The organism is Rhizobium sp. WYCCWR 11128 (assembly GCF_013416305.1).
In the GTDB taxonomy this organism is placed as follows: domain Bacteria; phylum Pseudomonadota; class Alphaproteobacteria; order Rhizobiales; family Rhizobiaceae; genus Rhizobium; species Rhizobium indicum.
In genome coordinates this window covers 155906-175115 of the sequence record NZ_JACCEZ010000001.1, presented here as the reverse complement: position 1 = coordinate 175115, position 19210 = coordinate 155906, and the positions used below count along the sequence as shown (strand labels likewise).

At 61.0% G+C, this 19210-nt stretch carries 17 protein-coding genes; 8 read left to right on the top strand and 9 right to left on the bottom strand.

Annotation, left to right across the window (positions count from 1 at the left end; translation table 11 throughout):
• Positions 1 to 43 precede the first annotated feature (43 nt).
• The 3 genes from HX898_RS00865 to HX898_RS00855 are packed head-to-tail and all read left to right on the top strand — an operon-like array spanning position 44 to position 3910.
• Positions 44 to 1000: a DMT family transporter gene (locus HX898_RS00865; RefSeq protein ID WP_180193729.1), complete on the top strand. Its 957-nt coding sequence runs from the start codon at positions 44 to 46 to the stop codon at positions 998 to 1000.
• Positions 1001 to 1038: 38 nt separating this feature from the next.
• Positions 1039 to 2241, top strand: a complete 1203-nt coding sequence (locus tag HX898_RS00860) for a CaiB/BaiF CoA-transferase family protein (protein WP_180193728.1) — start codon at positions 1039 to 1041, stop codon at positions 2239 to 2241.
• 13 nt (positions 2242 to 2254) lie between these two features.
• On the top strand, positions 2255 to 3910 hold the full coding sequence (locus HX898_RS00855) for a thiamine pyrophosphate-binding protein (protein ID WP_180193727.1): 1656 nt from the start codon (positions 2255 to 2257) through the stop codon (positions 3908 to 3910).
• 45 nt (positions 3911 to 3955) lie between these two features.
• Here the strand turns inward: HX898_RS00855 and HX898_RS00850 are convergent, their stop codons facing one another.
• From HX898_RS00850 to HX898_RS00840, 3 genes are all read right to left on the bottom strand, one after another.
• A complete protein-coding gene (locus HX898_RS00850; RefSeq protein WP_138330493.1) occupies positions 3956 to 4300 on the bottom strand; it encodes a RidA family protein in 345 nt (114 codons plus the stop codon).
• A 73-nt stretch (positions 4301 to 4373) separates the two neighbouring features.
• Complete coding sequence (locus HX898_RS00845; protein ID WP_138330492.1) at positions 4374 to 4712, bottom strand: TIGR01244 family sulfur transferase; 339 nt, start codon at positions 4710 to 4712, stop codon at positions 4374 to 4376.
• A gap of 71 nt (positions 4713 to 4783) precedes the next feature.
• Complete coding sequence (locus tag HX898_RS00840) at positions 4784 to 5623, bottom strand: aldose 1-epimerase family protein (RefSeq protein ID WP_171598410.1); 840 nt, start codon at positions 5621 to 5623, stop codon at positions 4784 to 4786.
• Positions 5624 to 5983: 360 nt separating this feature from the next.
• On the opposite strand from HX898_RS00840, the gene HX898_RS00835 reads away from it, so the two are divergent.
• Complete coding sequence (locus tag HX898_RS00835; protein WP_171598411.1) at positions 5984 to 7384, top strand: L,D-transpeptidase; 1401 nt, start codon at positions 5984 to 5986, stop codon at positions 7382 to 7384.
• A gap of 96 nt (positions 7385 to 7480) precedes the next feature.
• Here HX898_RS00835 and HX898_RS00830 read toward each other — a convergent pair whose 3' ends face one another.
• The 6 genes from HX898_RS00830 to HX898_RS00805 form a co-directional block, all read right to left on the bottom strand.
• Positions 7481 to 8179, bottom strand: coding sequence for a ParA family protein (locus HX898_RS00830; protein WP_180193726.1), 699 nt, complete (start codon positions 8177 to 8179; stop codon positions 7481 to 7483).
• 230 nt (positions 8180 to 8409) lie between these two features.
• Positions 8410 to 9561 (bottom strand): iron-containing alcohol dehydrogenase, encoded by a 1152-nt coding sequence (locus tag HX898_RS00825; RefSeq protein WP_180193725.1) that lies wholly within the window; start codon positions 9559 to 9561, stop codon positions 8410 to 8412.
• Positions 9558 to 10943, bottom strand: coding sequence for an aldehyde dehydrogenase family protein (locus tag HX898_RS00820; RefSeq protein ID WP_180193724.1), 1386 nt, complete (start codon positions 10941 to 10943; stop codon positions 9558 to 9560). The genes HX898_RS00825 and HX898_RS00820 overlap by 4 nt, the downstream gene beginning before the upstream one ends.
• A 205-nt stretch (positions 10944 to 11148) precedes the next feature.
• Positions 11149 to 12513 carry a glutamine synthetase family protein gene (locus HX898_RS00815; protein WP_138387051.1) on the bottom strand — a complete coding sequence of 455 codons (1365 nt, stop codon included), beginning with the start codon at positions 12511 to 12513 and terminating at the stop codon, positions 11149 to 11151.
• Positions 12514 to 12659: 146 nt separating this feature from the next.
• Positions 12660 to 14216, bottom strand: coding sequence for an amino acid permease (locus HX898_RS00810; protein ID WP_173883615.1), 1557 nt, complete (start codon positions 14214 to 14216; stop codon positions 12660 to 12662).
• A gap of 119 nt (positions 14217 to 14335) precedes the next feature.
• A complete protein-coding gene (locus HX898_RS00805; protein ID WP_138387486.1) occupies positions 14336 to 15106 on the bottom strand; it encodes an N-formylglutamate amidohydrolase in 771 nt (256 codons plus the stop codon).
• 178 nt (positions 15107 to 15284) lie between these two features.
• Between HX898_RS00805 and HX898_RS00800 the strand changes: the two genes are divergently transcribed.
• From HX898_RS00800 to HX898_RS00785, 4 genes are all read left to right on the top strand, one after another.
• Complete coding sequence (locus HX898_RS00800) at positions 15285 to 16157, top strand: MurR/RpiR family transcriptional regulator (RefSeq protein WP_138387049.1); 873 nt, start codon at positions 15285 to 15287, stop codon at positions 16155 to 16157.
• Between the two features lie 191 nt (positions 16158 to 16348).
• Positions 16349 to 17452, top strand: coding sequence for an ABC transporter substrate-binding protein (locus HX898_RS00795; RefSeq protein ID WP_138330485.1), 1104 nt, complete (start codon positions 16349 to 16351; stop codon positions 17450 to 17452).
• Between the two features lie 70 nt (positions 17453 to 17522).
• The gene (locus tag HX898_RS00790; protein WP_138330484.1) at positions 17523 to 18416 is read left to right on the top strand and encodes an ABC transporter permease subunit; all 894 of its coding nucleotides are present in this window, start codon (positions 17523 to 17525) and stop codon (positions 18414 to 18416) included.
• The gene (locus tag HX898_RS00785) at positions 18413 to 19201 is read left to right on the top strand and encodes an ABC transporter permease (RefSeq protein WP_026158775.1); all 789 of its coding nucleotides are present in this window, start codon (positions 18413 to 18415) and stop codon (positions 19199 to 19201) included. The genes HX898_RS00790 and HX898_RS00785 overlap by 4 nt, the downstream gene beginning before the upstream one ends.
• Positions 19202 to 19210 lie beyond the last annotated feature (9 nt).

Sequence of the window (19210 nt, the reverse complement as noted above, 5' to 3'; positions counted from 1 at the left end):
CAATATCCTGAGTGACCAATATCCTGAGTACAGGGATTTCATCATGAACAGCACCTCCGTCCGCCCCGTTTCGTCCGCCTCCGACGTGACGATGGGGCTTGTGCTGATGTTTGTCTCGGTGATGTTCTCGCCGCTCATCGATATTTTCGCCAAGCTTGCCATCGTCACAGTCCCTTCCGCGGAGATCACCGCCGGCCGCTTCGCCGTACAGGCGCTCTGCATGTTGCCGATTGTGATATGGCGGCGCAGCTTTGCCGATTTTTCCTGGCGCCAGAACCTGTTCCATGCCATCCGCGGCGCGATCATCACGGTCTCGATGATCTCCTTCGTCACCACGCTGAAATACATGGCGGTCGCCGACGCGATTGCGATCTTCTTCGTCGAGCCGATCATTCTGACGATCCTCGGCGGTATCTTCTTGAAGGAGACGATCGGCTGGCGGCGCTATAGCGCCTGCGGCGTAGGCTTCTTCGGGGCAATGCTGATCATCCAGCCGAGTTTCGAAGAAGTCGGCTACATCGCGCTTCTGCCTGTCGTCAGCGCGCTCTGCATCGCCATCTTCGTGCTGATGACCCGCGTCCTCTCGCACAAGGAGGACCCTTGGGCGATGCAGTTCCAGATGAGCATCTGGGGCCTGCTCTTCTGCGCCATCCTGCTTTTCCTGGGCCAGGGAACCGGCTCCGATCTCTTCGATCCGGTCATGCCGGATGGCCGCGCCTGGTTCTATGTCGCCGGCGTCGGCGCCATGGCCGCGATATCGGGCATCCTCGGCGTCTATGCCTATCGCGCAGCACCAGCCTCGACGCTCGCACCGCTGCAATATTTCGAGATCGTCTCGGCGACGATCTTCGCCTGGCTGGTCTTTGGCGACTTCCCGGATGCGGTCAAATGGCTCGGCATCATGATTATCATGGCGTCGGGCTTCTACATTGTCTGGCGTGAGCGCCGCTTTGCATCGAAACCGGTATCCGGTACATCAGAGGCGACGCTGGCGCCCTAGATCTAAGCCCAGATCTAAGAACGAGAGCCCGGAGGAACATGACGGAGACCGTGACGAAAAAACCGCCGCTTGCCGGCATCCGGGTGATCGAGCTTGCTCGCGTGCTCGCCGGCCCCTGGGCGGGACAGATGCTCGCCGATCTCGGCGCCGACGTCATCAAGGTCGAAAATCCCGACGGCGGCGACGATACGCGCCAATGGGGGCCACCCTTCGTCGAGGGCGCCGACGGCGAAAATCTCTCGGCCGCCTATTACCACGCCGCCAATCGCGGCAAGCGCTCCGTCACTGCCGACCTGAAGAGCGCCGAAGGCCAGGATCTCGTCCGCCGCCTCGTCTCCACCGCCGATGTGGTCATCGAGAATTTCAAAGTCGGCGGCCTCGTCAAATACGGGCTCGATTATGACAGCCTGCGCAAGGTGAACCCGAAGCTCGTCTATTGCTCGATCACCGGCTTCGGCCAGAACGGCCCTTATGCCAGCCTCGCCGGCTACGATTACATCGTCCAGGGCATGTCCGGCTTCATGTCGATTACCGGGGAGCCGGGTGGCCAGCCGATGAAGGCAGGTGTCGCCATCGCCGATATCTTCACCGGCATCTATGCCGTCTCGGCGATCGAAGCCGCCCTGATCCATGCCCTGAAGTCAGGCGAAGGCCAGTTGGTCGACATGGCCCTGCTCGACGTGCAATCGGCCGTGCTCGCCAATCAGAACATGAATTACCTGGTCTCCGGCGAGGCGCCGACCCGCCTCGGCAATGCCCATCCCAATATCTCGCCCTATGAGGTCGTGCCGACGGCGGATGGTTATCTCATTCTCGCGGTTGGAAACGACGGCCAGTTCCGCCGCTTCTGCACCATCCTCGGCCTGGAGGCCATCGCGAGCGACGAGCGTTTCGCCACCAACAAGGCACGCGTCGGCAATCGCGCCGAAGTGCGCCGCCTCATCTCCACCGAGACGCTGAAATGGCAAAAGGCGGATCTGTTGAAGGCCTGTGAAGAGAACGCGGTTCCATCAGGCGCGATCAATACGATCGAGGAAATGTTCGCCCATCCGCAGGTGCAGGCCCGCGGCCTGCGCATCGACCTTGCGGATGCCGCCGGTACCGTGATCCCCGGTGTCAGGACGCCTGTTGTGCTGTCGGAGACGCCGCTGCGTTATATAAGGCCGAGCCCGCGTCTCGGCGAACACCAGGCAGAAATTCTGGCGGAACTCGCCGAGCGCGAGAGGAAGGCATCGTCATGAAGAAGGGATTGTCATGAAGAAGACGGGCGGGGAACTGATCGTCGAGGCGCTGAAGGCGAACGGAGTCAAGCGTCTCTCCTGTGTGCCCGGCGAGAGCTTCCTCGCCGTGCTCGACGCGTTGCGCGACAGCGATATCGACGTCCTCGTCTGCCGCCAGGAGGGCGGAGCGGCGATGATGGCGGATTGCTGGGGCAGGCTGACCGGCGAACCCGGCATTTGCATGGTGACCCGTGGCCCCGGCGCCACCAACGCCTCCGCCGGCCTGCATATCGCCAAGCAGGACTCGATCCCAATGATCCTCTTCATCGGCCAGGTGCAGCGGGAAGCGAGAGAACGCGAGGCCTTCCAGGAGGTCGAGTTCCGCCGCGCCTTCACCGAATTCGCCAAATGGGTGGGCGAGATCGACGATGCCGCCCGCATTCCCGAGTTCGTCACCCGCGCCTTTGCGATCGCAACCTCCGGCCGTCCCGGCCCTGTGGTGCTGACCCTGCCGGAAGACATGCTGCGCGACGAAGTCGAGGCGCCCCGCGCCAAGCGCTATGTCGGCGTCGAAGCCCACCCCGGTCGCAGCCAGATCGACGATCTCTATCTGCGCCTGCTCAAGGCCGAGCGGCCGATGGTGATCCTCGGCGGCACGCGCTGGGATGCCGATGCCGTCGCCGATTTTGCAATTTTCGCCGAACGTTTCAAATTGCCGGTCGGCTGCTCGTTCCGCCGGCAGATGCTGTTCGATCATCTGCATCCCTGTTATGCCGGCGATGTCGGCATCGGGATCAATCCGGCGCTGGCAAAGGAGATCAAGGAGAGCGACCTGCTGATCCTGCTGGGCGCCCGCATGTCGGAAATGCCCTCCTCATCCTATACGCTGATCGATATCCCATACCCCCAGCAATCGCTGGTGCATATCTATCCCGATGCATCCGAACTCGGCCGTATCTACCGTCCTGATCTTGCGATCTGCGCCGCTGCTGCCGATTTCGTTGAAGCGCTCGCCGATCTGGAAGCGCCGGCCGAGCCGCACTGGGCGGAGCGCACGGAACGCATGCACCAGGCCTATCTCGCCTGGTCGAAGCCGCCTTCGACAGGTCCGGGCGCCGTCCATATGGGGCCGATCATGGAGTGGCTGGAGGCCAATACCGGGCAGGACGCGATCTTTACCAATGGCGCCGGCAACTACGCCACCTGGGTGCACCGCTTCCATCGTTTCCGCCGCTTCAACACCCAAGCCGCCCCCACCTCCGGCTCGATGGGTTACGGCCTGCCGGCCGCCGTCGCCGCCAAGCGGCTCTTTCCCGAGCGCGAGGTCATCTGCTTTGCCGGGGACGGCTGCTTCCTGATGCACGGACAGGAATTCGCCACCGCCATCCGCTACGGTCTGCCGATCATCGCAGTCGTCGTCAACAACGGCATCTACGGCACGATCCGCATGCATCAGGAGCGCGAGTATCCCGGCCGCGTCAGCAGCACCGATCTGACCAATCCCGACTTCGCAGCCCTTGCTCGCGCCTATGGCGGCCATGGCGAGACGGTGGAGACGACGGCGGATTTCGCCCCCGCCTTCGAGCGGGCACGCGCCAGCGGCAAGCCCGCAATCATCGAAATCAAGCTCGATCCCGAAGCGATCACGCCGACGCGCACGCTCTCGGAAATAGCGCAAAAAAGCCGGTGAGCACGCGCAGTGCTCACCGGCTTCAGGTAATCGGAATGGCGCGTTTTAGTCGAGTGCCGCCGTGATGATGAACTCGACCTTGTATTTCGGCGCAGCGAGCTTGGCTTCGCTGGTGGCACGGGCCGGCGGATTGGCCGGATCGATCCAGCCTTCCCAGACGGCGTTCATCTCGGCGAAATCGGCGATGTCGGAAAGGTAGATGATCGTCTGAAGGATCTTCGACTTGCTGCTGCCTGATGCAGCCAGCAGACGGTCGACTTCGGCAAGCGATGACTTGCACTGATCGGTGACGCTTTCGCCCTCGCCGACCTGGCCTGCGAGATAGACCGTGTTGCCGTGAATGACGGCGCCGCTCATGCGCGCGCCGACGTCGATACGCTTAATGCTCATTCTAGTCTCCTGAGTGAATGGAAGGTGATGGCGCTGCGGCGCAGCGCCGGAAAATCGGCAGCCGGAACGGGGCCTAGCTACGAATATGGTGGGTCTTCTGGTAGATCGCCGTCGAGCGGGCGCCGGAGCGGCAATAGCCGAGCATCGGCCGCGGGAATTCGTCGAGCGCATCGACCATGCCCTGCACCGCTTCCTCGGTCACGCCCATCGGTCCGACAGGCACATGGGCGATCTCGAGGCCGAGCTCCTTGGCGCGCGCCTCGATGACGGAGAACGATGTCTGATCCGGGCTCTCATGGTCGGGGCGGTGGCAGACGATCGATTTGAACCCGAGCGCCTTGATCTCGTCGAGCTCCTCGAGCGTGATCTGGCCCGAAACCGAATATTCATCGTCGATCTGGCGAATATCCATCGTCTTGTCTCCTCAAAAATCGTGGGCTGAAGGTCTACGACGGAGGTCTGCCAGCGTCAACAACACTTCGCTCACAGGAAGGCAAAGGTCAGCGCATAGCTGCGGCTCTCGCCGGGCGCCAGCATGTTGAACTCACCGGCTGCCTCAAGCTCGTCGCGCGAGATCCACCGATGTGAAACCGGCTCGATGCCGATGATGTGGGCTGGCGCCTTCTGGTTCCGCCAGACCTGCAGATGGGGCAGCGTGTCGGCGCGGAAACGCACTCGCAGCGTCCTGCCGCCGATAGCGGCGATCGGTCCGAGGCGGACCTCCGCGAACCCCTCCTCCGTTGCCGGCGCTGCGACGCAGAAGATGCCGCCCGGCTCCTCGCCGAACGTCCAGGGGAAACCGCCATTTTCCAGCATGCGGCCTTCGAGCCGCGTGCCCTCGTCCAGCCATTTGCCGCCGGTGTTCATGTGGTACATCAGGAAGGTCGGCACCGTCCGATCGCTTGTATTGACGACCCGATCCTCGAGCCGCACCTCGCCGGTCGCCCCATCGATCCGCCACAGCCGCTCGATGCGCTGCGGCAGTCCCTCGACAGTGGTGATGTCGATATCGGCGCGGCATTCGGCATTGCCGTTCTCGAACTTCGTCCACAACACCTTTGCCACATGACCGGAGGCCGATCCGTGCAGCGGATAGACCTTGCCGTCGTCCCGGCCGGGGATCGGCTGGCGGTGGCGGATATGGTCCGGCCCGCAGGTAAAGAGGAAGCCCTCGAGCGAGTGATCGATTCGCGGGTCGCCATCATCGGGAATGGCGCGTTTCGGAGCGATGTCGACGCTTTCGACGATGCATCCGCCGATATCCAGCACCGATGTTTCGTCCAGCATCAGGCGCGGCCCGCTTGCGGCGGCAAATTCGATCATCACGGTCTCCTTGGGGAATTGTCGGCCCCTTAGAGCGCCGAGCGTCCTTTCGGACGCACAAAGGACGCTCTAACACTTTGAATCAACGCATCATGCTTTCCGAAAAACGGAATCGATTTTCGCAAAGAAGGATGCGCTAGCGTTAGGTTTCGGGCCGCCATTCGTCAATCGGCGTCGCCCGTATCTTGCGTTTTTGCAGCAACCGTGGATTTTGCGGAACTGACACAAGGACGCAAACGTTTATGAGCAAAAGGAAATCTTAGTGATTTTCATATTTTGTTCAGCACGCTTTCATAAATTCCACACTAGCGTCAAAATTCGCAGGTGTGTGTCTGCCAGTCACTGTTCGAGGTATGATACGTGAATCGCTTTTTGAAGTCGGCATTTTGCCTCGCGGCCGTCCTGGCTGCTCTTGCGGCTACAGCGCCGGAGGCAGGCGCGCAGCAGTTCCGCGATCGCCGCCAGAGCGATATCGTGCTTGTGACGCCGAGCGGCGAAATCCTCGACTATGTTCCAGCTGGCTATATCTACGCCCGCGACCGTAGCGGCAATCGCGTGTTGATCGACGACTATGGCAACGTCGTCGCTACCGAGATGCGCGCCCGCGGCTACTATCCGCCGCGGCCCGGCGCACGCGAAGTCTATAACGACCAGTACGGCAACGACCCCTATTATTCCGACAACAATCCCGATGGCGATACACGTTATTCCGAGCGCGGCGCCGTCACCGGCGGCATTCCGCGCGATGCCGCGATTGAACGCCGGCCGCTCGGCGACCAGCCCTATCCCGAGGATAACAGCATCGGCAATCCGCAGCCCGGCGACGATTATGCCTCGATCGACCCCGACCAGCAGATCCCGCCCGCCGATCAGCCGAAGGCCGCACCTGATGAACCTGTCATCACGCTGAAGAACAAGTCGAAGCCCGAGATCGTCGCACTGCAGGTCTTCCTCGATCGCGCCGGCATCTCTCCGGGCGTCATCGACGGCCATATGGGCTCGAACGTCACCAAGGGGATCTATGCCTATGACCAGATGACCGGGTCGAAGCTCGATCCCAACGACACCGATGCCATTCTGGAAGAGCTGCGTATGAACGGCGGCCTGCCCGTCGTCAGCTATACGATCACGCCGGCCGATGCCGCTGGCCCCTTCGTCGCCGAGATCCCGGAAGATTATTCGCACAAGGCGCTGTTGCCGTCGCTGGCTTACACCTCGACCACCGAGATGCTGGCCGAGCGTTTCCACATGGACGAGGCTTTTCTCAAGGAGATGAACCCCGGCGCCGATTTCACCGTTGCCGGCACCGTCATCAAGGTCGTCAATCCGGGCGAGCCGAAGAGCGGCGAAGTTGCCCGCATCATCGCCGACAAGGGTCGCAAGCAGGTCTTCGCCTATGACGGCGCCGGCAATCTCCTCGCCGCCTATCCGGCATCGATCGGCTCCTCCGACACCCCCTCTCCGTCGGGCTTGGTAAATGTCGAGCGTGTCGCCCTCAATCCCGGTTACACTTATAATCCGAAGATCAATTTCCAGCAGGGCGCCAACGACAAGATCCTCAATATCCCGCCCGGCCCGAACGGCCCCGTCGGCACCGTCTGGATGGCGCTTTCCAAGCCGACCTACGGCATCCACGGCACGCCCGAGCCCTCGAAGATCGGCCGCACCCAGAGCCACGGCTGCATCCGCCTGACCAATTGGGATGCCACCGAGCTTGCCAAGATGGTCAAGCCGGGCGTGACGGTCGAGTTCGTCGACTGAAATCACTTTGATGATAACAACGACAAGGCCGCCGGATCGCTCCGGCGGCCTTGTCGTTTCAGGTGGGGAGATATATTCAAGCGGCCGAGCGAACCGTCAGGCCGCCGTCGCCATCCGCACCGATGCGGTCAACCTGACCGGCAGCTTGCGCATCATTTCCTCGGCAAAACAGGTGGCGTTTTCCCGCGCCTTGTCGAGATTGCTGACGCGCGTCGGATCGATCGTGTGCAGCGTGCCGCCACAGTCGAAGATGTCGCGGAAGGCGGAGCGTTCGATGATTGCCGTATCGAGCACCGGCACATGCCGCTCGCTGAGCAGCGACTTGACGACTTGCAGCGCCCGCGTCGTCACCATCGAATTGACGCGGGTGAGCACCACCGAATGGCCGATCTTGATGCCGGCCTTCTCATCCAGATACTGCAGCAGTTCGAGCACCTGCGCACCGCCGCGCGCATCCATCGCACAGCCCTGAATGGGGATCAGCACGTGGTCGGAAAGGCCAACGGCAGTGGCAAGCAGCGGATTGCGCGCACCCGGCAGGTCGACGATGAAATAGTCGGTATTGTGCTTGTTCTCGCTGATATGCACCGGCAGCGACGCAGTTGTGACGAAATCGATCACCGAAAGATTGGGCACATGACCTGATATTTCGTGCCAGCGCGAAATCCAGTGCTGCGGGTCGGCGTCGAGAATGGTGACGCGATAACCTTTGCGGGCAAGCTCGGTCGCGAGCAGCAGAACAGCGGTCGTCTTGCCGGCGCCGCCCTTGGTATTTGCGAATGTGATGACAGGCATGTTCGGTCCTCGGAAGGAATGGTGCGAGCCGGAATCGCTCTTTTACGCACCGTCGGAGCATCGTGCGGTTAATTCATTCTTTCTAATCATGGTTAACAAATTCGAAAGACGCGCGGCGAAATTGCAGCCGGTATTTTTCACATCCCTAAAAATAGGGATGCTGCCCGAAACGAAAAAGGCCTGGGAAACCGCGGTTTTCCAGGCCAGTCTGTTGGTCCGCTCTTATGTCGTCAGAAGCAATCTTCGAATAGGGCCTTGGTATTTTCAAGCGTCAGTGCAACCGGGTTGCCGCCGGCGCTCGGATCTTCGATCGCCATGGCCGATAATTCGTCGATGCGGTCGGCAGCGATTCCCATCGCCGACAGCGTCTCCGGCACGCCGAGTTCGGAGCGGAGCTTCAGCACATAGTCGTAGAACCCGTCGAAACCGCCCGAAATGCCGAGATAGGCGGCGGCGCGTCCGATCTTCTCCTCGATCGCCTTGCGGTTGAAGCGCAACACCGCCGGCATCACCACCGCATTGGTCATGCCGTGATGGGTGTTGTAGACGGCGCCGATCGGGTGCGACAGCGCGTGGATGGCGCCGAGCCCCTTCTGGAAGGCGACCGCGCCCATGGCGGCGGCGGCCATCATGTTGGCGCGGGCTTCCAGATCCGTGCCTTCCCTATAGGCGCGTGGCAGGAACTCCTTGACGAGGCGCATGCCCTCGAGCGCGATGCCGGCCGACATCGGGTGATAGAAGGGCGAGGAATAAGCCTCCAGGCAATGGGCGAAGGCATCCATGCCTGTGCCGGCCGTGATGATCTTCGGCATACCGACCGTCAGTTCCGGATCGGAAATGACGACGCCAGGCAGGAACTTCGGATGGAAGATGATCTTCTTCACATGCGTTTCGGAATTGGTGATGACGCTGGCGCGCCCGACTTCCGAACCGGTGCCTGCCGTCGTCGGCACCGCGACGATCGGGGCGATGCCCTCGAGGCTCGCACGCGTCCACCAGTCGCCGATATCTTCGAAGTCCCAGACCGGCCGCGTCTGGCCGGCCATGAAGGCGACGCACTTGCCGAGATCGAGGCCGGAGCCGCCGCCGAAGGCGACGACGCCGTCATGACCGCCGTCCTTGAAAGCCCTGACGCCGGCTTCGAGGTTCTTCTCGTTCGGGTTCGGATCGACATCGGCAAAGATCGCCCGGCCGAGACCGGCATCTTCGAGAATATCGAGCGCTGTCTTGGTGATTGCCATCGAGGCAAGGCCACGGTCGGTGACGAGCAGTGGCTTCTTGATGCCGAGGCTTTTGCAGGCGTCGGCCAGTTCCGCGATGCGGCCCCGGCCGAGCTTGACCGATGTTGGATAGCTCCAGTTTGCGGTGATGTTGCTGCTCATGCTGTGACTTTCTTCAGATGGAAGGATTTCGGACGCGTCAGATTGTGGAAGCCGATGATCGACAGCGAGCCGCCGCGGCCGGTCTCCTTGACGCCGGTCCAGCAAAGCGCCGGATCGAGATAGTCTGCGCGGTTCATGAATACGGTGCCGGTTTCGATCTCGCGGCCGAGCCGCCCTGCCCGCTCGACATCCCTGGTCCAGAGCGAGGCCGTCAGCCCGTACTGGCTGTCGTTCATCAAAGCGAGTGCCTCCTCGTCGCTCTTCACTTTCATGATGCCGACTGCCGGACCGAAAGTCTCTTCGCGCATGAAGGCCATGGAGTGGTCGACATTGACGAGGACCTGCGGTGCGAGATAGGCGCCGCCGTCATCCTGGGGGAAAAGCTTGGGATCGACAAGCGCCTTGGCGCCCTTGGAAACAGCATCGGCGATCTGCTCGCGCACCACCTTGGCGAAGCGCTTATGCGCCATCGGCCCGAGCGAGGTTTCCGGATCGAGCGGATTGCCGAGCTTGTAGTTCGATACCCAGGCAACCGATTTCTCGACGAAGGCGTCGTAGAGCGATTCATGCACGTAGATGCGCTCGATGCCGCAGCAGCACTGACCGGAATTGTAGGTCGCGCCGTCCATCAGCGTGTCGACGGCCGCCTCGAGATCGGCGTCCTCCATGACATAACCCGGATCCTTGCCGCCGAGTTCGAGGCCGAGGCCGGTGAAGGTGCCGGCAGCCGCCCGCTCCATCGACCGCCCGCCTTCGACCGATCCGGTGAAGTTGACGAAATTGAAGCTGCCGGCGGCAATCAGCGCTGACGTCGTTTCATGATCGAGGAAGACGTTCTGGAACACATCCTCGGGAACGCCGGCCTCGATGAAGGCCTGCACCAACCGCTCACCGACCAGCAGCGTCTGCGAGGCATGCTTCAGCACCACGGTATTGCCGGCCATCAGCGCCGGCGCGATCGTGTTGATCGCCGTCATGTAGGGATAGTTCCATGGTGCTACGACGAAGACGACGCCATGGGCCTCGCGCTCGATGCGCCGCTCGAAACGATCGCTCTCCTCGACGACAACAGGCGCCATCGCGTCCGCCGCGATCGAGGCGACATAGTTGGAACGCTCGTTGAAACCCTTGTATTCGCCGCCATACTTGATCGGCCGGCCCATCTGCCAGGCGAGCTCTGGCACGACGACATCGGACATCTCGTTCAGCCGCGCAGCACCCTTCAGCACCAGTTGCACACGCTCTTCGAGGGGCCGTTTCGCCCAGGCTTTCTGCGCCTTGCGGGCGCGCGCCACCACATCCTTGGCGGCATCGAGAGAAAGGGCTGCGCGCTCGGCATAAACCGACCCGTCAACCGGTGAAATGCATTGGATCATTGCCATGATCTGTTCCTATCCTCGTATTCTTCAAAATTTGAGTGAGGCCGTGGCACCTCATCCGCCTGCCGGCACCTCTCCCCGCAAACGGGGCGAAGGGGATATGCCGCACCGGCTTTCCCTAACATCGACGCTGCGTTTGGCACGTCCCCTCTCCCCGTTTTTACGGGGAGAGGGTTAAGGTGAGGGGCAAGCAAATCGCAAATGCCTATTAAGCTCTTTCGAAACCGCGCGCCACTTCCCAATCGGTGATGCGGCGGTCGTATTCTTCCTGCTCCCATTCGCCGGCGCGCGTATAGTGGTCGATCACGTCGTCGCCGAAGGCCTTGCGTAGCATCGCCGATTCCGTCATCGCCGCCGTGGCCGCGCGCAGCGTGCGCGGGATCTCGCGAACGCCCTTGCCGCCATAGGCGTCGCCAACGAAGGGGGCTTCCAGTTCGAGCTTGTTCTCGATGCCGTCAATGCCGGCGGCAAGCAGCGCGGCGAAGGCGAGATAGGGATTGAGATCGGAGCCGCCAACGCGGCACTCGATACGGATACCCTTGGTCTCTTCGCCGCACAGGCGATAGCCGGCGGTGCGGTTGTCCTTGCTCCAGATCGCCTTGGTCGGCGCAAACGTGCCGGCCATGAAGCGCTTGTAGGAGTTGATGTAGGGCGCCAGGAAATAGGTGATCTCGCTCGCATGAGCGAGAAGCCCGGCGACGTAATTATGCATCAGCGGCGACATGCCGTATTTGCCGGTATGGTCGAAGAAAAGCGGCTTTTCCTCCAGGCTCCAGAGCGACTGGTGGATATGCGAGGAACTGCCAGCAGCATTGTAATTCCACTTGGCCAGGAAGGTGATAGCCTTGCCCTTCGACCAGGCAATCTCCTTGCAGCCGTTCTTGATGATCGCGTGCCGGTCGGCCATGGCGAGCGCATCGGCGTAGCGCACGTTGATTTCCTCCTGGCCGGCCGACGCCTCACCCTTGGAGTTCTCGACCGGGATGCCGGCGCCCTGCAGCCCGGTGCGGATCGCCCGCATCACCTCTTCCTCCTTGGTGGTCTGGAAGATGTGGTAGTCCTCGTTATAGGCGCTGACGAGCTTGAGGTTGCGGTAGCCGGAAGCCTGCGCCGCCTCGTAGCTCTGGTCGAACAGGAAGAATTCGAGCTCCGAGGCCATGTAGGCCTTCATGCCCATATCTTCGAGCCGCTTCACCTGCTTCTTCAGGATCGCGCGCGGCGAGTGGGCGACCTCCTCGTGCGTATGATGATCGAGCATATCGCAAAGCACCAGCGCGGTGCCTTCCAGCCAGGGAATACGACGCAACGTCGCAAGATCCGGCTTCATCGTGTAGTCGCCGTAGCCCTTCTCCCAACTCGTCGCCTTGTAGCCGGAGACGGTCTCCATCTCCATGTCGGTGGCGATCAGGTAGTTGCAGCTGTGCGTTTCCTTCCAGGCGCTCTCGACGAAATATTCCGCTTGGAAACGCTTGCCCATCAGTCGGCCCTGCATATCCACCTGGCAGGCCAGAACCGTGTCGATGCGCCCTTCGGCAACATCCTTCCTGAGATCGTCGATTGTGTAGCTGCTCATGATTGATCCGCCTGAATTGAATTGAGAAAATCGGGGCAACGAAATCGCATGCGCTCGGCCGGACTTTGCGGCCTGATGCCTTTTCGTTGTACCGGTGATGGGGCCGCAGGATGCGGCCCCGCCATTTGAGAGGGAAGCCTCGATGCTTAGTTTTCGCCGCTTTCGCCGACGGCTGCTTCGGCGGCCGCGATCTCGGCCTGACGCTTTGCCACTTCCGCACCGATCGGCGGCCCTTTGAAGCGACGGCTTTCGAATCCGAACCAGACGATCGCCGTCAGCACCAGGAAACCGACGGTGATGTAGAGCGCCCATTCGTTCGGCGGCTGAATGCCGAGGATGAAGATCAGGATCATCGCGATGACGGTCAGCACGGCAAAGAGCTTGAAGACGCCTTCGCCGAGGTTCCACGGTCCCATCTTGTCCCACTTCGACGTGCCCCAGGCGAACAGGCCGAGCGTGATCGGGATCGCGAAAGAGAAGAACAGGAAGATGACCGTGCACGAGACGACGATCGTATAGACCGGCGTGTCACCAATCGTAGCGAGCGAGGAGCCCCAGACGAACAGAACCGAGAGGATCGAGCCGGTCCAGATCGCAGCCACCGGCGTGCGGTGCTTTGGGCTGACTTTCGACAGGACCTTCGACGCCGGCAGACCGCCGTCACGCGAGAAGGCGAAGATCATGCGCGAGACCGAAGTAACGGTCGCAAGGCCGCACAGCCACTGGCTGACGAGGATGGCAAGATAGAGAATGTCCTTGACGATCGGGTTGACCTGGCTGTCCATCGCCCAGAAGAACACGTTCCAGCCCTGCTTTGCCGCATCATCCATATTCGGCAGCATGAGCACGAAGGCGCACAGCATGATATAGCCGAAAAGCGCCGACCAGAGCACCGAGGCGACCATGCCGCGCGGGACCGATTCGGCAGCCTTGACCGTCTCTTCCGACGTATGCGCCGAGGCATCATAGCCGGTGATGGTGTAGATCGGCAGCAGCAGGCCGAGCAGGAAGACCCAGGCACCGGAGGTGGAAGGCCAGACATTGCCGCCGACTTCGCCGGAATAGTTGGCGAAGGTGAAAAGGCGGCCGATCTCGTAGGAGGGCGCTGCGATGAGGCAGACGGCCGAAAGCGCGATAGCGGTCGCGAAGATGAGATAACCCGAGAAATCGGTCAGCTTCGCGGTCAGTCCGATGCCCATGTGGTTCACGAGCGCCTGCGCGCCGGTGATGACCACGAGGAAGATGATGCGCACCGTCGTCGTGTCGGTCAGCCCGAAATAGCTGGTGCCGAACGACCCCATGAAGAAATAATAGGTGCCGACATTGATGGCGCCCAGCACGGTGACGAGACCGAGCAGGTTGAACCAGGCGGTCACCCAGCCGGTAAAGCGGTTTCCGAGGATCGAACTCCAGTGATAGAGGCCGCCGGCCGTCGGATAGGCCGAGCTGATCTGCGCCATGCCGATGGCGAAGACGAGCGAGATGAAGCAGCCGACCGGCCAGCCGATGCCGATGGCGGCGCCGCCGGCACCCGAGGTCGCCTGCGCCAGCGAATTGATGCCGCCGGAGAGAATGCAGATGATGGAAAATGAGACGGCAAAGTTCGAAAACGAGCTCATGCGCCGTTCGAGTTCCTGGGCATAACCCATGGAATGCAGGATGTGCACATCCTGCTTCTTGTCCAGTTCGGTATAATCCGACATGACTTCCCCCTGTTCACGATCGGCCGCGGAATTGCGGGCCGATTCAGTGCCAATTGTCCGCGGCATTTGCGCCATGCGGACGTTCGCAGTTAAACTGCTCCCTCGGGTCTTCTTATTATTCAGGCGTCCAGACTTTGCTGGAGCAGCCCTTTCAAATAATCGGCCATGACCCCTTGGCCGATATCGTTTGCGATGAGGTCGTTGCGGACCTCGATCATCACATTGCGCAAGCCGTTCGAAAGCCCGTGCAGGATCAGCGTGTGCGTCACACCGTCCTCAGGCCCGTAAGGCTCGTTGCGTTCCGTTCTGTAAAGCGGCGCCTCGGCCGCTGCCCTCAGCATGCGGTCGGCGAGCCGGCTATCTTCATCGTGCAATATACCGAGTTCGACCGCGCGTTCGCGGCCGTGATAGACCGGCGTGAAGCTGTGCATCGTCACAATGATGCTGTCCTGCCCCCTCGCCCGGCGATCGCGGATCAGCCCGCGAATGGCGTCGTGGAAAGGCACATAGAGCGCGTCTGTGCGCGCAAGCCGTTCTTCGGGGCTCAAATCCCTATTGCCGGGAATGTCGTAGATTTCGCTGGTCTCCGGCATGGCGCCGGGTGAACTGGGCGGCCGGTTACAGTCGTAGATAAGCCGGGAGAACCGCTGGTAAACGAGCGTCGCGTCGAGCGCTTCCGATAGGATGCGGGCGACCGCAAGCGCGCCCGGGTCCCAGGCAATGTGAGTGGAGAGCGCTTCGCTGGGCAGGCCGAGATCGCCGAAAAGGGCTGGAAGCGCATTCGAAGCGTGCTCGCAGACCAGAAGCACCGGGCTCCGGCCGTGGATGCGTTCGATCCCGACGCAGTCACCGTCCGCTTCACTGAGGATTTTCGGCCGGGCCAGCACCAAAGGCGCCACTCCTTATCCCTTAACAAATTCTTGATGAAGAAAAGAATTCTTCAGGTTTCGGTCGGTGTCAAGCATCCACTGAAAATTTCTTTTCATGACAGTGGTTGACATGGATTATGACAGCGTTGTTAACTTTGAGTGGGAAAGTGGCGCCAGACCATCCCGGGGAGCATATTAAGTGACAATTGCGTCGAAGACGGTTTCGGACGTCATACACTCGCATTTGGGGGTGTTGACTCGTGCCGAGAAGCAGCTAGCCGAAAGCCTGCTCGACAACTATCCGGTCTCCGGCCTCGGCAGCATCACCACGATCGCCGAAAACGCCGGCGTCTCGACCCCGACCGTCGTGCGCATGGTGCAGAAGCTCGGCTTCAAGGGTTATCCGGACTTTCAGGCGCATCTGCATCAGGAAGTCGAGGCGACGATCTCGAATCCGATCGCCAAGCACGACCGCTGGGCGCAGAACGCGCCGGGCACCCATATTCTCAACCGTTTCGCCGATGCCATCATGGGTAATCTGCGCCAGACGCTGACTGATCTCGACACCGCGACGTTCGACAGCGTCGCCGCGTTGCTCTCCGACCGCAAGCGCGGCCTTTATTTCGTCGGAGGCCGCATCACCGGCGCGCTTGCCGAATATTTCTTCACCCATATGCAGGTGATCCGGCCGGCAACGACGCTACTATCGTCGAATTCCAGCAGCTGGCCGCAATATGCCCTCAACATGAATGCCGGCGACATCCTGATCATCTTCGACATCCGCCGCTATGAGCAGGAGATGGTGAGCCTTGCGACCGCCGCCCGCAAACGCGGCGCCGAAATCATCGTCTTCACCGACCAGTGGGGTTCGCCGGCCGCCAAGCTCGCCAGGCATGCCTTCCGCGTCCGGATCGAGGCGCCATCGGCTTGGGATTCCTCCGTCGTTACCCTTTTCATCGTCGAAGCGCTGATCGAGGCCGTTCAGAACTCGACCTGGGACGAGACGAAGGAGCGCATGAAGACACTGGAAGGCCTGTTCGAGCAAACCAGGCTTTTCCGTAAACCGGGTTAGGAGGACAAGACTAAAACAGAAGAAAAACAATGGCGGATTTTTCGCGGAAACAGACGGCGTTGTCGCAAATAAAACATTTGTCGCAACCCCCGTTATTCACAGCAGAATTAACGTCATCGAACTGTCACACAAGCTTCATGTAATCTCATTAACAGCATCGCCAGACACTGAAAACCCGAAGGAGAACAACAGTGATCTCTAACATTTCTCGACTTCTGTCGCTTTCTACTGCGATGATCATGGCTTCGACCGCGATTGCCGCCGCCGAGCCGAGCGCTGAACTTATCGCCGCCGCCAAAAAGGAAGGCAGCCTGACGACGATCGCTCTGCCGCACAGCTGGTGCGGTTACGGCGACGTCATTGCCGGCTTCAAGGCCAAGTACGGCATCGAGGTCAACGAACTGAACCCGGATGCAAGTTCGGGCGACGAAATCGAAGCCATCAAGGCCAACAAGGGCAACACCGGCCCGCAGGCTCCTGACGTCATCGACGTCGGCCTCTCTTTCGGCCCGTCCGCCAAGAAAGACGGCCTGATCCAGCCTTATAAGGTCTCCACCTGGGATTCCATTCCGGATACCGCCAAGGATGCTGAAGGCTACTGGTACGGCGACTATTACGGCGTTCTCGCGCTCCTGGTGAACAAGGATCTCGTCAAGGAATCGCCGACTGACTGGGCCGACCTGAAGAAGAGCGACTATGCAAACAGCGTCGCCCTCGCAGGCGATCCGCGCAGCGCCAACCAGGCTGTCCAGGGCGTCTATGCCGCTGGTCTTTCCGCATCCGGCGGCGACGCGGCCAAGGCAGGCGAGGAAGGCCTGAAGTTCTTCGCCGAACTGAACAAGAGCGGCAATTTCGTGCCGGTCGTCGGCAAGGCTGCTCCCTTCGCACAGGGCTCCACGCCGATCGTCATCGCCTGGGACTACAACGCCCTCTCCTGGGGCGAAGGCCTGAAGGGCAATCCTCCGTTCGAGGTCGTCGTTCCGAAGACTGGCGTCGTTGCCGGCGTCTACGTTCAGGCGATTTCCGCCTTCGCTCCGCACCCGAACGCTGCCAAGCTCTGGATGGAATACCTCTACTCCGACGAAGGTCAGCTCGGCTGGCTGAAGGGCTATTGCCACCCGATCCGGTTCAACGATCTTGCCAAGAACAACAAGATCCCGAAGGAACTGCTCGATAAGCTGCCGCCAGCAGCAGCCTATGAAAAGGCTGTCTTCCCGACGCTGGAAGAGCAGGCCGCCGGCAAGGAAACCATTACCAAGAACTGGGATTCCGTCGTCGGCGCCAACGTTCAGTAACTTTGATCCTGCCTCCCCGCCGCAAGGCGGGGAGGTTTTCTCACTCCGACGCCCCAGGATGAGCTTTTCCATGAGCACCGTTTCAACGCCGATGGCGAGCAGTGCCCCCTTGATCAACAAAGACCGCGTGATCGACTGGCTGGGCATCGCACCCTTCATTATATTCTCCCTGCTGTTCCTGATCATGCCCACGCTTTATCTCGTGGTGGGCGCGTTCCTGACGCCCGAGGGCGATTTCACGCTGAAGAATATCGGCGATCTTTTTACGCCATCGATCATGAGCGCTTACTGGATCAGTATCCGTATCTCGGTCGCCTCCGCCCTCGGCGGCGCGTTGATCGGCTTTTTCCTTGCCTGGGCCGTCGTGCTCGGCGGCCTGCCCGCCTCCGTGCGCTCGACGCTGCTGACCTTCTCCGGCGTCGCCTCGAATTTCGCCGGCGTGCCGCTCGCCTTCGCCTTCCTCGCAACGCTCGGCCGCACCGGCCTTGTGACGATCTTCCTGCGCGAATGGTTCGGCTTCAATCTCTACGGCACCGGCTTCAACCTGCTGTCCTTCTTCGGCCTCACCATCACCTACATGTATTTCCAGATCCCGCTGATGGTGCTGATTCTGACGCCGGCCCTCGACGGCATGAAGAAGGAATGGCGCGAAGCCTCGCAGATTCTTGGCGCCACCAACCGCCAGTACTGGACGATGGTCGCGCTGCCGATCCTTTGGCCGAGCCTGCTCGGCACGACGCTGCTGCTCTTCGCCAACGCTTTCGGCGCCATTGCCACCGCTTTCGCGCTGACCGGCAGCTCGCTGAACATCGTGCCGATCCTGCTCTATGCGCAGATCCGCGGCGACGTTCTGCACAATGCCAACCTCGGTTACGCCATCGCGCTCGGCATGATCGTCATCACCGGCGTCTCCAACGTCCTTTACCTCATGCTGCGCATGCGCGCCGAACGGTGGCAGAAATGAAAGCTCAACGTCTCGGAGCCTGGATCGCCATCATTCTCGGCGCGTCCTACTTTATCATCCCGTTGATCGGCACAATCGAGTTTTCATTGCGCATGCGCCGTGGCGAATACAGCCTCGATGCTTATGAGTCGGTATTCTCCGACATTCAGTTCCGGGAGACCTTCGGCTATTCGATGCTGATGGCGTTGCTCACCATCGTCTTCGGCATGCTGCTCGTCGTGCCGACGGCCTATTGGGTGCGGCTGCGGCTGCCGCAGATGCGTCCGGTCGTCGAATTCATCACGTTGCTGCCGCTTGTCATTCCGGCGATCGTCATCGTCTTCGGATACCTCAGGATGTATAATTCTTCGTCCTACCTGCCGCTGACGGGTTCGACGACCGGCACCAATATCCTGCTGGTCTTCTCCTATATCACCCTGTCCCTGCCCTATATGTACCGCGCCGTCGATACCGCCATGCGCGCCATCGACGTCCGCACGCTGACAGAAGCGGCCGAAAGCCTCGGCGCCCGATGGACGACCATCATGTTCAAATGCATTTTTCCCAACGTCATGAGCGGCGTGCTCTCAGGCGCTTTCATCACGCTCGCGATCGTCATGGGCGAATTCACCTTTGCCGCACTTCTGAACCGTCCGGCCTTCGGTCCCTACCTGCAGCTCGTTGGCGCCAACAAGGCCTATGAGCCTTCGGCGCTTGCCGTCATCGCCTTCTCGATCACCTGGCTCAGCATGGGCCTGCTCAACATCGTTTCCCGCGTCGGCAAAGCCCGCCCGGCAAAGGCTTAAGGTATCTGG